General features: G+C 63.4%; 13 protein-coding genes. 7 read left to right on the top strand and 6 right to left on the bottom strand.

Annotated features, from left to right (window positions below; genetic code table 11):
• Positions 1–22 precede the first annotated feature (22 nt).
• The 4 genes from ACNPAA_RS09825 (at position 23) to ACNPAA_RS09810 (ending at position 3,701) form a co-directional block, all read left to right on the top strand.
• Positions 23–1,291: a high-affinity branched-chain amino acid ABC transporter permease LivM gene (locus ACNPAA_RS09825; RefSeq protein WP_039041002.1), complete on the top strand. Its 1,269-nt coding sequence runs from the start codon at positions 23–25 to the stop codon at positions 1,289–1,291.
• Positions 1,288–2,061, top strand: coding sequence for a high-affinity branched-chain amino acid ABC transporter ATP-binding protein LivG (gene livG, locus ACNPAA_RS09820; protein WP_010672381.1), 774 nt, complete (start codon positions 1,288–1,290; stop codon positions 2,059–2,061). The genes ACNPAA_RS09825 and livG overlap by 4 nt, the downstream gene beginning before the upstream one ends.
• Positions 2,062–2,071: 10 nt before the next feature.
• Positions 2,072–2,773, top strand: coding sequence for an ABC transporter ATP-binding protein (locus tag ACNPAA_RS09815; RefSeq protein WP_201872455.1), 702 nt, complete (start codon positions 2,072–2,074; stop codon positions 2,771–2,773).
• A gap of 82 nt (positions 2,774–2,855) precedes the next feature.
• Positions 2,856–3,701 (top strand): AraC family transcriptional regulator, encoded by an 846-nt coding sequence (locus ACNPAA_RS09810; protein ID WP_041214153.1) that lies wholly within the window; start codon positions 2,856–2,858, stop codon positions 3,699–3,701.
• On the opposite strand, the gene ACNPAA_RS09805 is transcribed toward ACNPAA_RS09810, so the two are convergent.
• Positions 3,680–4,273 carry a LysE family translocator gene (locus tag ACNPAA_RS09805; RefSeq protein ID WP_010672378.1) on the bottom strand — a complete coding sequence of 198 codons (594 nt, stop codon included), beginning with the start codon at positions 4,271–4,273 and terminating at the stop codon, positions 3,680–3,682. The two genes, ACNPAA_RS09810 and ACNPAA_RS09805, sit on opposite strands and share 22 nt — an antisense overlap.
• Before the next feature lie 163 nt (positions 4,274–4,436).
• Between ACNPAA_RS09805 and glpE the strand changes: the two genes are divergently transcribed.
• On the top strand, positions 4,437–4,760 hold the full coding sequence (glpE, locus tag ACNPAA_RS09800) for a thiosulfate sulfurtransferase GlpE (protein ID WP_005307320.1): 324 nt from the start codon (positions 4,437–4,439) through the stop codon (positions 4,758–4,760).
• A 29-nt stretch (positions 4,761–4,789) separates the two neighbouring features.
• Entirely contained in the window at positions 4,790–5,623 is an 834-nt protein-coding gene (gene glpG, locus ACNPAA_RS09795) for a rhomboid family intramembrane serine protease GlpG (protein ID WP_109111992.1), read from the top strand.
• 59 nt (positions 5,624–5,682) lie between these two features.
• Here glpG and ACNPAA_RS09790 read toward each other — a convergent pair whose 3' ends face one another.
• The gene (locus tag ACNPAA_RS09790) at positions 5,683–8,100 is read right to left on the bottom strand and encodes a VolA/Pla-1 family phospholipase (protein ID WP_279976301.1); all 2,418 of its coding nucleotides are present in this window, start codon (positions 8,098–8,100) and stop codon (positions 5,683–5,685) included.
• Between the two features lie 300 nt (positions 8,101–8,400).
• On the opposite strand from ACNPAA_RS09790, the gene ubiK reads away from it, so the two are divergent.
• A complete protein-coding gene (gene ubiK / locus ACNPAA_RS09785) occupies positions 8,401–8,658 on the top strand; it encodes a ubiquinone biosynthesis accessory factor UbiK (RefSeq protein ID WP_010672374.1) in 258 nt (85 codons plus the stop codon).
• 139 nt (positions 8,659–8,797) lie between these two features.
• On the opposite strand, the gene fre is transcribed toward ubiK, so the two are convergent.
• From fre to rho, 4 genes are all read right to left on the bottom strand, one after another.
• Positions 8,798–9,496: an NAD(P)H-flavin reductase gene (gene fre / locus ACNPAA_RS09780; RefSeq protein ID WP_323938256.1), complete on the bottom strand. Its 699-nt coding sequence runs from the start codon at positions 9,494–9,496 to the stop codon at positions 8,798–8,800.
• A gap of 155 nt (positions 9,497–9,651) precedes the next feature.
• The gene (ubiD, locus tag ACNPAA_RS09775) at positions 9,652–11,121 is read right to left on the bottom strand and encodes a 4-hydroxy-3-polyprenylbenzoate decarboxylase (RefSeq protein WP_279976302.1); all 1,470 of its coding nucleotides are present in this window, start codon (positions 11,119–11,121) and stop codon (positions 9,652–9,654) included.
• 33 nt (positions 11,122–11,154) lie between these two features.
• Positions 11,155–12,162, bottom strand: coding sequence for a hypothetical protein (locus tag ACNPAA_RS09770; RefSeq protein WP_171865780.1), 1,008 nt, complete (start codon positions 12,160–12,162; stop codon positions 11,155–11,157).
• Between the two features lie 106 nt (positions 12,163–12,268).
• Complete coding sequence (rho, locus tag ACNPAA_RS09765) at positions 12,269–13,534, bottom strand: transcription termination factor Rho (protein ID WP_010672370.1); 1,266 nt, start codon at positions 13,532–13,534, stop codon at positions 12,269–12,271.
• Positions 13,535–13,603 lie beyond the last annotated feature (69 nt).

Raw genomic sequence — 13,603 nt, 5'->3', positions numbered from 1 at the left:
GTCCGGAAGTGGAGAAAGTCTGATGAAACGTCAATTTATCCATGCCTGCATCGCCAGCCTGGTGCTGCTGGTGCTCTCCTTCTGGCTGCTCGGCTTCAAGCTGGAGACCGATGGCTCCCGCCTGCTGGTGGTGAGCCGCCTCGATGTATCGCTGGCCTGGCTGCTGGGGGGCGCCACCATCGTCTTCTGGTTCCAGATGCTGCGCGGCCAGATAAGCCGGCTGTTCCAGGCTTCCATCAGCGGCTTCTCCGTCGGTTTCACCAAGCTGGTGCTGCCAAGCCCCGAAGAGGCCCCCAAGCTCTATAACCTCACCGCCGTGCTGGTGCTGCTGTTTGCGGTGAGCTGGCCCTTCATGGCCTCTCGCGGCGCCATCGATCTGGCCACCCTCACCCTGATTTACATCATGCTGGGGCTGGGACTGAACGTGGTGGTGGGCCTCGCAGGTCTGCTCGACCTCGGCTATGTCGGCTTCTATGCGGTCGGCGCCTACAGCTACGCCCTGCTCAACACCTACTTCGGTCTGAGCTTCTGGGAGTGTCTGCCCATCGCCGGTCTGCTGGCGGCCACCTTCGGCTTCCTGCTCGGGTTCCCGGTGCTACGGCTGCGGGGGGACTACCTGGCCATCGTCACCCTGGGCTTTGGCGAGATCATCCGCATCCTGCTCAACAACATGACCACCCTGACCGGCGGTCCGAACGGGATCTCCGGCATTCCGAAACCGACCCTGGGGGGGCTCGAGTTCAACCGCACCGTCAAGGATGGGGGCTTTGGCACCTTCCACGACTTCTTCGGCATCGCCTACAACGCCAACCACAAGGTGATCTTCCTCTACCTGATGGCCCTGGTGCTGGTAGTGGCGACCCTGTTCGTCATCAACCGCCTGCTGCGCATGCCGCTCGGCCGTGCCTGGGAGGCGCTGCGGGAAGACGAGATCGCCTGCAAGTCCCTGGGGCTCAACCCCACCATCATCAAGCTGACCGCCTTCACCATAGGCGCCTGCTTCGCGGGCTTTGCCGGCAGCTTCTTCGCCTCGCGCCAGGGCTTCATCAGCCCGGAATCCTTCGTCTTCATCGAGTCGGCCATCGTCCTTGCGATTGTGGTGCTGGGGGGCATGGGATCCCAGATCGGGGTGGTGCTGGCTGCCATCGTGATGACGGTGCTGCCGGAGCTCGCCCGCGAGTTCAACGAATATCGCATGCTGATGTTCGGTCTCTTGATGGTATTCATGATGATCTGGCGGCCGCAGGGACTGCTGCCCATGAGTCGACCCCATATGGAGCTGCGTAAATGAGCAACAATCAACCATTGTTGGATGTCTCAGATCTGTCGATGCGCTTTGGCGGCCTGCTCGCGGTCAACGGCGTCAAGCTGGATGTGGAAAAGGGGGAGGTGATCTCCATCATAGGCCCCAACGGGGCGGGCAAGACCACCATCTTCAACTGCCTGACCGGCTTCTATCGCCCGAGTGGCGGTGTCATTCGCTACAAGGGTGAGGAGATCCAGGGGTTGCCCGGCCACCTCATCGCCCGCAAGGGCATAGTGCGGACTTTCCAGCACGTGCGCCTGTTCAAGGAGATGACAGCGGTAGAAAACCTGCTGGTGGCCCAGCACAGGCATCTCAATACCGGCTTCATCGCCGGCCTGTTCAAGACCCCCTCCTTCCGCCGTGCCGAGAAAGAGGGGCTGGAGCAGTCCGCCTTCTGGCTGGAAAAGGTGGGCCTCAAGGATCTCGCCAACCGCGCCGCGGGCAACCTGGCTTACGGCCAGCAGCGCCGCCTCGAGATCGCCCGCTGCATGGCGACCCGGCCCGAACTGCTGATGCTGGATGAACCGGCCGCAGGCCTCAACCCCAAGGAGACCGACGAGCTCAACGAGCTCATCTCCAACCTGAGGGACGAGTTCGGGGTCTCGGTGCTGCTGATCGAGCACGACATGAAGCTGGTGATGGAGATCTCCAACCGCATCTTCGTGGTCAACCAGGGCACCCCGCTGGCCCACGGCAAACCGGACGAAATCCGCAGCAATCCGGCGGTGATCAAGGCCTATCTGGGCGAGTCGTAAGGACAAAAAGATGTTAGAACTTCGCAACGTATCGACCCACTACGGCAAAATTCAGGCGCTGCACGACGTCAGCGTCGAGGTGAAAGAGGGGGAAATCGTCACCCTGATCGGCGCCAACGGCGCCGGCAAGACCACTCTGCTGATGACCCTGTGTGGCGAGCCCAAGCCCAGCAGCGGTTCCATCTGGTTCGAGGGGGAGCAGATAGACTCCCTCACCACCGCCCGCATCATGCGCAAGGACATCGCCGTGGTGCCAGAGGGGCGCCGCATCTTCGCCCGCCTCACGGTGGAGGAGAACCTGCTGATGGGGGCCTTCTTCGTCGACAAGGCGGAGCAGCGCGGCCTGCTGGATCAGATTTTTACCCTGTTCCCCCGCCTGCACGAGCGGCTGGAGCAGCGGGCAGGCACCATGTCCGGCGGCGAGCAGCAGATGCTGGCCATCGGCCGCGCCCTGATGAGCAAGCCGCGCCTGCTGCTGCTGGATGAACCCTCCCTGGGACTCGCGCCCATCGTCATCCAACAGATCTTCGACACCATAGAGCAACTGCGCCAGAAGGGGATGACCATCTTCCTGGTGGAGCAGAACGCGAACCAGGCGCTCAAGCTGGCGGATCGCGGCTATGTGCTGGAGAACGGCCGGGTGGTGCTGCAAGACACGGGGGCGGCCCTTCTGGCCAACCCCGCCGTCCGCCAGGCCTATCTCGGCGGCTGAGGATGCAGCAACCATCGTCACCCTTCCCCTGCCGCGCTCCCCGAGCCCGGCAGGGGAACAGCCCCCCGCCGAGGAGCACATTGTGAGCCGTGCGCGGGCGACGCAGGATCAGCACCACTTCTGGCACGATCCCGCCCTGCCCTTCATCGAGGCGCGGGCGGTGCAGGATGGCCGGCGCGTCTGCTACGACAAGCACAGCCACCCCCACTTCTCCATCGGCGCCATCACCGGCGGCCACAGCCACTACCTCAACCAGCGCAGCCTGCAAGAGGTCGGCCGCGGCAGCCTGGTGCTGATGAACCCGGAAGAGGTGCACGCCTGCAATCCCGTCGCGGACCAGCCCTGGTCCTATCTGATGTTCTACATCGACAACCTCTGGTTGCAGCGCCAGCAGGAGGAGGCCGGGCTCGGCAACGCGTTTCGCCCCTTCGACATGACCGCAAGCCGGGATCCCCTGCTCTACCAGGGACTCTGCCGGCTTCATCGGCAACTGGTGGAGGAGCCGGATCCCCTGGCTCGCGAAGTGGCCTGCCACCTCTTCAGCCGCCAGCTTCTGGCCAGGCTCACCCCGGCCAAGTGGGATGACCGCCCTCCCCAGCACCTGCAGCGAGCCGCCGAGCTGATGCAGGACGAGAGTGCCTGCGCCCTCACCCTGGCACAGCTGAGTGCGGTGGCCGGGCTTACCCCTTCCCACTTCGTGCGCGCCTTCAGCCGCCATTACGGCATGACGCCCCACGCCTACCTGCTCGATCAGCGCATTCGCCACGCCCGCACCCTGCTGCGCCAGGGGCAGCCCCTGGCGGAAGTGGCCCTTGCCAGCGGTTTTGCCGATCAGGCCCACTTCCAGCGCCAGTTCAAACGCCGGGTGGCAGCCACCCCGGGCCAGTACAGAGCGCAGCTCGCCCCTCAGGACGAGCGCACCAGATAGGCGGCGCTGAGCAGCAGCAAGAGCGCCATGGCCCGATTGAACCAGCGCAACCGGCGAGGAGAGACCAGCCACCCCTGCAATCGACTGCCCGCATAGGCCCAGCAGGCGATGGAGCCGAGGCAGATCACCAGATAGATGCCGGTAAAGAGGGCGATCTGGCTCATGCCGCCCGCGATCCCATAGGCTCCCATCCCCATGCTGGCGGCAAGCCAGGCCTTGGGATTGAGCCACTGCATCAGGGCCCCGTACCAGAAGGCGGGGGGTACGCCCTCCACTTCCTCCACCTCGCCGCTGTCCACCAGCAACTGCCAGGCCATCCAGCCGAGAAAGAGCACGCCGCCCCAGTGAATGGCCCCCAGCGCCACAGGCCAGCGGGACAGGGCGCCGCCAAGACCCAGCCCCATCAGCAGGAGCAGCAGGATGAAGCCGAGGGTGGCCCCCACCACGTGGCGCAGGCTGGCCGTGAAACCGTACCGGGCGCCGGTGCCAAGGGCGACCAGATTGACCGGCCCCGGGGAGATGGACATGGCCAGGGCAAACCCGGCCATGGATAACAGCAGACTGAATTCCATGGATGATGCTCGTTCAATTGAGGGAAGTCCGAGCCTACCCGGCCCGGGCGGCCCGATATTGAAGAAAATTGCGATCCCCTGGATGCCGCCCCCATTGCACACTTAGCGCAAACCGCCGCTTGCGGTAAACTGCCCTTCAACCCTCCATTTTCAGGACATCTCAATGGACCAGTTTGCCCATATCAGCGCCCATGATGCCCACCAGAAGCTGAGCGCAGGCGAAGCCCGTCTCGTGGACATTCGCGATCCCCAATCCTTCGAGACGGCCCACGCGGTCGGCGCCTTCCACCTCACCAACGGCACCCTGGTTCGCTTTATGAACGAGGTGGACTTCGATACCCCCGTCATCGTGATGTGCTATCACGGCAACAGCAGCCAGGGGGCGGCCCAGTACCTGCTGCAACAAGGCTATGACGAGGTCTATAGCCTGGATGGCGGTTTCGAGGCCTGGCGCAGGGAGTTCCCCATCCAGGCGGGGGACGCATGACAGAGGCGGGTCGCTCCTCCTCCACCGGCATGATCCAGCTGCTGGTACTGGGCGACGCCCGCATGGCCCAGGCGCTGGTGGATTATCTCGCCACCCTGGGCATTCCGTGCGAGCTGACCCAGTCCGAGCTCGGCGTCTCGGTCTGGCTGGCGGACGAACGGCGCCTCGCCCAGGCCCAGCAGGAGGTCAAACGCTTCCTGAGCGAACCCAATCACCCCCGCTACATGGAGGCCTCCTGGCAATCCGGCCATGCCGATGCCCGGATCGACTACAGCAAGGGGATGACGGATCCGGTCACCGATTTCCTTCACCAGGCGGGCCCCCTGACCCTGGTGGTCATCATCGCCTGCCTGGCCATCTACGCTCTGGATGCCATCGGCCTGCCCATCTTCGACGAGCTCGCCTTCCACCCCACCCTGGCCCAGTTCACCGACTGGCAGGCCTGGCGCTACGTCACCCCGGCCTTCATCCACTTCTCGGTGGTGCACCTGGTGTTCAACCTGTTGTGGTGGTGGTATCTCGGTGGCCAGATAGAGCAGCGCCTCGGCAGCGGCAAGCTGTTCATCCTGCTCATCGTCGGGGCTGCCCTGCCCAATATCGCCGAGTTCTTTGCCAGCGGCCCGCGCTTTGGCGGCCTCTCCGGGGTGGTCTATGCCCTGCTCGGCTACAGCTGGCTGCGAGCCAGGCTGCAACCGGATTGCGGCCTCGCCATGCCGCCGGCCCTGATGGGCTTCATGCTGGTCTGGCTGGTGCTCGGCTTCTTGGACATGCTCGGTACCCCCACCGCCAACATGGCTCACCTGGCAGGCCTGCTGGTCGGCCTTGCCCAGGGCTGGCTGGACAGGCACCACAGGCCAGCCTGAGCCGATTTGCCATAAAAAAACGCCGCCCCAAGGGGCGGCGTTTTTATTGGTCGGCCGGCTTACTGCTTGAGCAGGCTGGCGTCGGTCACCTTGACCGCGGTACCGCCGCTTGCGAAGAAGCTGCCGAACTGGGTCTGCATCTCGGTGGTGACGGCGCCGGTCGGATCGAAGTTCTCGTCCGGTGCCAGCAGCGAGCTGTGACCCCCGGCCACGAAACGGGCCGCTCTGTGGTTGGCGGCGCCGGTGGCGGTCAGCGGTTGCAGGGCCAGGACCTTGAACAGCGGCTCGGTGCCACCCAGGGGGGCGGTGGCGATGCTGTTCGGGATCACTCGATCCGACAGGCTCAGGGCGCCGTCGCCGACGATTTCGGTGGCAAACAGCGGGAAGTCCGCCGCGATACCGCTCCCCAGGTTGATGGGGTCTGCCGAATCCAGCACCGACTGCGCCGCGAAGCTGTAGCTCTGCAGGGTGCTGGCCGCCGTGGCCTGGGTGGCCGCATCCTGGCTCGGCAGGAACTCGTTGACGAAGCAGGTCGGTACTGCCGTCTTGCAGTTCGGGGCGTAGGCGGTGAAAGCTGCCTTCAGGGCCGCACTGCCAGCGGTCAGCACGCTCATCTGGATGGTCGGACCGAAGGTCGGCGAGTTCAGCAACAGCGGCGCTATGCCGCCACCCGGCATGGCCAGGCCGCCAGTGTCGAACTTGAACAGGGCGTCTGCCGTCGGGTTGCCAACAGACTGGTTGGCCACCGCCAACAGGTTGGCCCCCGCGATGGCACCCAGGGAGTGACCCAGGAAGTGCACCTTGAGGCTGCCTGCGGTGCCGATGGCGCCCTTGGCATTGGCCAGCCCCACTGCCAGACGCAGGCCCAGCAGATCCGCCACGCTCTGTTTCAGGTTGTCGCGGGCCACGGTCAGGTAGCTCAGGTTCAGGTAGGGGGTCGGGTTGTCGGAGGTGGTCACCGAGTCCATGCTGCCGGTCAGGGCGAAGCCGCGTTCACCATGCAACGGATGATCGATCACCACCACGGCCACGTTCTTGCTCGCCTGGGCACCGGCACCAATCTGGCCAAGGGCCAGGGCGTAGGCGTTCTCCTTCACGGAGGTGACGCCGTGCTGATAGATGATCACGTCGGTGATGTTCGCCAGCGGTGCGGCGGCGAAGATCCGCATCGGGACGGACTGCAACTCTTCCAGTGCCGGCAGCGGGTTGAAGCGCCCGATATTCATCTCGGGATCCAGCGCCTTGCCGCCGGAGGTGAGGGTCACCCCGATCAGCTTGCTCGCCTCCGCCAGCAGCTCGGCCTGACGGCTCGGATCGGCGATGAGTTCGCCCAGCAGGGCCGGATCCACGCCCGCCCCCACCAGGCCGCCGATCACTTCGGCATCCTGGGCCTTCAGGGCGTTCGCGATGGCGTAGAGGCTGGGGATGGCACCGTGCCAGGACTGGGTCTTCGCCTTGTCCCAGGAGCCGGCGGTAGCCGGGGAGGAGAGGAAGTAGGGCAGCTTGACGGTGCCGCTGTAGACGGTGGTACCCAAGGCCAGATTGTGGAGTGGAGTGCCGTCACCAAAAGCGGCGGCAATCGCATCCTTCTGCTCCTGGGGCAGGAAGTTCTCGGCGTCCAGCTGGGTCAGGAAGGGGCTGCCGCCGCTCACCGACAGGGTATAGGTGCCAGGCAGGCTGGTATTGCCCAGGGCGTCCTGCTTCCACAGGGCGGCGGCGTCCAGGGTCGGGCTCTTGAGCACGGATGCGGCCGCCCCTTTCACCGCCACCAGCACGTCGGCGCCGGACTGGGTGCCGAACCAGTCGGAGAAGATCACGTGATCGCTGGTGATGCCGGTGGCAGCCTTGAACAGCCCTTCCTGCAGCGCAATCAGGCCGCTGATGGTCTGCTCCTGGGCGTTGCTGCCGGTGCTGGTCTTGTAGTTGCTGTAGTCGCTACCCGGTCGCAGGGGGGCACCCGTGCTGTCTTTGAGGGTATCAGTCGCCACTATCATGTAGTAGGAAGAGGGGTTGAGAGGCTTGAGCGGCACCAGATTCAGCTTGCCGGTCGTCTCGGCCACCACGAAGTCCACCCCGTAGGTCAGCACCTTTTTCACGCCGCTCGGACGCAGGGCCGCACTGTCAAACTCCAGCTCCATCAGGTAGAGGGGTGCCACGGAGGCTGCGAATTCAGCAGCGGCCGGCGCCTTGACCTGGATGCCGGAGGCCGTCACCGGCACTATCTGGATCGCCTGGGTAGTCGACCAGCCATCCAGGGTGGAGAGGGCGGACACCGGGTTGGAGAGATCCGCCGTTTCCGTGGAGAATTTCAGGGTACCGTCGGTCGCACGGGCTGCCAGGGCGCTGGGTCGGACTGCATTGGAGCCGCTCAGCAGATAATCGAGATAGCTTGAGGTATCGCCTGTGTTGTCGTCACTGCCACCACAACCGCTCAGCAGCGCACTGACGACGGCCGCGTAAATTAGCTTTTTCTTCATATCCTTATCTCTTTTATGTTGTTATCCATGATGAGCCTGACGGGGTAGGGTTCAAACCCGACCGAATCATATTAACAGCAACGCAACAATTAATAAGCCTCTGGTCAGTCATCTGATCTGATTTTTTTGTGTACACCATCAAGGAATTGGAATTGATTCCCGGTGTCACAGGGTAGCAGCCAGGGGGCATCAACCAGACCCGACCAGAGCCCGATGGGATCCATGGCGCAAAAAGCCGCCCCGATCTCGGCAAAGGGGACGATTTGTCGGTAGAATGGCGCCATTGCTTAAGGAGACCCCATGATCGACCCGAAAAAACTGGAAGAGATCGCAAAACAGATACACAACGCCCTGCCCCCCGGCATTCGCAGCATGGGTGAAGAGGTGGAGAAAAAGACCCGTCAGGTCTTGCAGGCTCAGCTCAACAAGCTGGATCTGGTGAGCCGCGAGGAGTTCGACGTGCAGACCAAGGTGCTGCTGCGCACCCGGGAGAAGCTGACCGCCCTCGAGGCCAAGCTGGCCCAGCTCGAGCAGCAGCTCGCTGCCAAGGGCGAATGATCCGGCGTGACCCGCCGTAGATAGCACAAACCCCAGCCAGGCTGGGGTTTGTCGTTTTTATGGGGACAACGAGTTTCTCATCCCCCCTTCTCTCGCAAGACGATAAGGGGGCAGATCGACGCTCTGCGGTTGGCCGTGGTCAGATGAACTCGTAGGCGTCGCCGAAGATGCGCTCGGGCTCGGCGCCCAGCACCTTGAACTCTTCCCGCGCGGCACCGGCCATCTCGAAGCGGCCCGCCACATAGATGTCGTAGTCATGCAGATTGACGAAGTCATCCATGATGGCCTTGTGCACCAGCCCGGTCCTGCCGGTCCAGTCGCTCTCGGGCTCCTGCACCACGGGAATGAAAGTCAGCGGCGCGTAGTCGCGCTCCCACTGCTGCATCTGCTCCAGCTCGTAGAGCCAGTGCGCCTGGCGTACCCCCCAGTAGAGGAACACCGGACGCTTGCTGCCGCTGCCGATCAGGTATTCCAGGATGGCGCGGGCATAGGAGAAGCCGGTACCGCCCGCCATCAGGATCAGCGGTCGGGGGGATTCGTCGCGCAGGAACGCCTTGCCGGCGGCCAGCTCGACCTCGATCTCTCCCTGCTCGCGCATGCGGGCCAGCACCTGACCGGCATAGGCATTCTCGGGAGTGGCACCGATCTGCAGCTCCAGCACGCCGGAGCGGGTCGGCGAGTTGGCGATGGAGAAGGGGCGCTTGTCCGAATCGCTCATCACCACCAGCAGATACTGGCCCGGCTTGAAGCTCACCTCCTGCTGCGGCGCCAGCGCCACGTGCCAGATGGTGTCGACATATTCGCGCAGTTCCTCTACGCGGCACTTGATACGTTGCATTCTTGTCCTTGTGAGGGGCCTGCCCGGCCCGCTTCGCTCATGGTTTCACTGTTTTTATGGCGACCAGTTGGTGGTCAGGTCCGTCGAGCATACCCAATTCGGCACGGCAATACCGCACTTTTGCGTCACAATGGCCGCGCCGCATCGGGGATCCCTCAGTCGAGGATCTTCAGCTCGTCCCAGATGGCATCGATCTTCTGCTTTACCGCCTCGTCCTGGACGATGGGCTGACCCCACTCGCGATTGGTCTCCCCCGGCCACTTGTTGGTGGCATCCAGCCCCATCTTGGAGCCGAGCCCGGAGACCGGCGAGGCGAAGTCCAGGTAGTCGATGGGGGTGTGCTCGATCAGGGTGGTGTCCCGAGCCGGGTCCATCCGGGTGGTGATGGCCCAGATCACGTCCTTCCAGTCGCGGGCGTTGATGTCGTCATCGCAGACGATCACGAACTTGGTGTACATGAACTGGCGCAGGAAGGACCAGACTCCCAGCATCACCCGCTTGGCGTGGCCGGGGTAGCGCTTCTTGATGGTCACCACCGCCATCCGGTAGGAGCATCCCTCCGGCGGCAGGTAGAAGTCCACTATCTCGGGGAACTGCTTCTGCAACAGCGGCACGAACACCTCGTTGAGCGCCACCCCGAGCACCGCCGGCTCATCGGGCGGACGGCCGGTGTAGGTGCTGTGGTAGATGGCATCCCGGCGCATGGTCATGTGGGTGATGGTGAAGACCGGGAACTCGTCCACTTCGTTGTAGTAGCCGGTGTGATCGCCGTAAGGCCCTTCGGGGGCCATCTCCCCCTGCTCCAGATAGCCTTCCAGCACGATCTCGGCGCTGGCGGGCACTTCCAGATCGCAGCTCAGCGCCTTCACCACCTCGGTACGGCTGCCCCGCAGCAGACCGGCAAAGGCGTATTCGGAGAGGCTGTCCGGCACCGGCGTCACCGCGCCAAGGATGGTCGCCGGATCGGCGCCCAGCGCCACCGCCACCGGGAAGCGTTCGCCCGGGTGGGCCTCCTGCCACTCGCGAAAATCGATGGCGCCGCCCCGGTGATCCAGCCAGCGCATGATCAGCTTGTTCTTGCCGATCTTCTGCTGGCGATAGATACCGAGGTTCTGCCGCTTCTTGTAGGGACCGCGGGTGATGGTCAGACCCCAGGTGACCAGGGGCGCCACATCCCCGGGCCAGCAGTGCTGGATGGGGATCTGATCCAGATCCACCGCGTCCCCTTCCAGCACCACCTGCTGACAGGGGGCCGAAGAGAGCCGCTTGGTCGGCATGTTGAGCACCTGCTTGAAGATGGGCAGCTTCTCCATCAGCTCCTTGAGCCCGCGAGGCGGCTCCGGCTCTTTCAGATAGGAGAGCCAGGTCCCCACCTGGCGCAGGGCGCTGACGTTGGGTTGGCCCATGCCCATGGCAACCCGGTCCGGCGTGCCGAACAGGTTGGTCAACACCGGCATGGTGTAGCCCTTGGGATTCTCAAACAGCAGAGCCGGCCCCCCCGCACGCAGGGTACGGTCGCTGATCTCGGTCATCTCCAGATAGGGGTCTATCTCGCGACTGATGCGCCTGAGCTGTCCGTTTTGTTCCAACTGCGCGATAAAATCACGCAAGTCCTTGTATTTCATGCAAGTACCCCAGCGGGATCAGGTGGTCCCGCATTATAACCCTGGCGGCGTATCCGGTGTACCCGTATCGGACCTCATGACGGACGAGGCGTGTCGCCGCTCCTGAAGCGTCAGCCGGTTTGCCAATTGACCCAGGAGCCTGGGCTCGTCCATCTGCAACAACAGGCCTGCCACCAGCCCGCCATACTGGTGCTTGCCGAGTTCGGCCAGGAGGAACTGCTGGGCCCCGTCCGGCAAGGGGGAGAGGCGGCTGAGCTGGTGCAGGGCGGGGACCATCAGGCGGCTGTTCTGGCTGGCGGCGATCAGCAGATCGCTCGCCTCCTGACCTGAATAAAAGCGGGAAATGGTGTGTAGCGCAGTCAGGCTATCGTGATCCACTGGCTGACGCCACAGCTTGAGGTAGAGTGCCGTCTCCCCGGTCTGTTCGATGAAGTGCAGCAGCAACTGGTTGTCCGGCAGGAAGAGATTGAGGGCGGCAAGCCGCTGCGCCTCCCGACGCAGCACGGATACCGGCTGCCGATCGAGCACCGCCAGCAGGGCCTGCTGCTGCTGTGCCAGCTCGGGATTGCGGCTGTAGTAGACCTGCTTGAAGTCAAAGCGATCCTGCTCCAGCAACTGGCGATAGTTGTCCTGCCAGGCCAGCTGCTGCCAGTGGCTCAGCACCAGCCGGGCCTCGGCGGGGAAGTCATAGGCGGGTAGCTGCACCAGGAAACCGTCCACCTTCCCTTCCACCAGCCATTGTGGCGCCTTGGCCGCTTGTGCCCGCACCCAGGCCAGCAGCGCCGGGCTCGGTGCGCCCGATGACTTGAGCTCACCCAGCAACTGGAACAACAGGAACTCCCGCTGCCCCACCGACAGGGACTCGAGCAACGAGTCCATGGCATCAAACTGCCCGAGCGCCATACGGCCGTCCAGGTACGCCCGATGCCCCTCCAGTCCCTCGTCCGCCACCAGGGGAGCCTGCAATTGCGGCGGGGAATCGGCATGCGCCGGGGCCGCCAGCCACAACCAACCCATCCATATGAACAACACCAGCTTCATGACGTCCCTTTCCTTGTGACATCGAGGCTTCATACTACTAAGCCAGCCGTGAAATAGATAAACAAAAACCGCGACCTGGGCCGCGGTTTTGTCATTGAAGAGGCTGTTACTTCTGTTGACGCTTCATGGAGTCGAAGAACTCGTCGTTGGTCTTGGTCGCAGCCAGCTTGTCGATGAGGAACTCGATGCTGTCGATCTCGCCCATGGGGTGAATGATCTTGCGCAGGATCCACATCTTCTGCAGCTCGTCCGGTGCGGTCAGCAGCTCTTCCTTGCGGGTGCCGGAGCGGGTGATGTCGATGGCCGGGTAGACGCGCTTCTCGGCAATCTTGCGCGAGAGGTGCAGTTCCATGTTGCCGGTACCCTTGAACTCTTCGTAGATGACTTCATCCATCTTGGAGCCGGTATCGATCAGCGCGGTGGCGATGATGGTCAGGCTGCCGCCCTCTTCGACGTTGCGCGCCGCACCGAAGAAACGCTTCGGACGGTGCAGGGCGTTGGCGTCCACACCACCGGTCAGCACCTTGCCGGAAGACGGGATGACGGTGTTGTAGGCGCGGGCCAGACGGGTGATGGAGTCCAGCAGGATCACCACATCCTTCTTGTGCTCGACCAGACGCTTGGCCTTCTCGATCACCATTTCGGCGACCTGGACGTGACGGGAGGCCGGCTCGTCGAAGGTGGAGGCGATGACTTCGCCCTTCACCATCCGCTGCATCTCGGTCACTTCTTCCGGACGCTCGTCAATCAGCAGCACGATCAGCTCACAATCCGGGTGGTTGTAGGCGATGCTCTGGGCGATGTTCTGCAGCAGCATGGTCTTACCGGCCTTGGGCGGTGCAACGATGAGACCGCGCTGGCCCTTGCCGATCGGGGATGCCAGATCCAGCACACGGGCGGTGATGTCTTCGGTGGAACCGTTGCCACGCTCCATGCGCAGACGCTCGTTGGCGTGCAGGGGCGTGAGGTTTTCAAACAGGATCTTGTTGCGGGAGTTTTCCGGACGGTCGTAGTTGACGTCGTTGACCTTGAGCAGGGCGAAATAGCGCTCGCCCTCTTTCGGCGGCCGGATCTTGCCGGAAATGGTATCGCCGGTACGCAGGTTGAAGCGGCGGATCTGGCTCGGGGAGACATAGATGTCATCCGGACCAGCGAGATAAGAGCCGTCTGCACTGCGCAGGAAACCGAAACCGTCGGTCAGGATTTCCAGCACACCGTCGCCAAAGATATCCTCGCCGCCCTTGGCGTGCGCCTTGAGGATTGCAAAGATAATGTCTTTCTTGTGCGCCCGAGCCAGATTTTCCAACCCCATGGATTCGCCAAGCTGGACCAGCTCGGACACAGGAGTGTTCTTAAGTTCAGTCAGATTCATAGTGGTGAAAGTCTGTAAGCAAGGATTGAAATGAGGAGACAGTCTGCTGGATTGATGCTGATCGGATTT

This window comes from Aeromonas sp. PS2Canimalfood6, assembly GCF_048276795.1.
GTDB classification, from domain to species: Bacteria; Pseudomonadota; Gammaproteobacteria; order Enterobacterales; family Aeromonadaceae; genus Aeromonas; species Aeromonas caviae.
The sequence above is the reverse complement of the archived record's forward strand: the minus strand, read 5'-3'. Positions and strand labels throughout refer to the sequence as shown.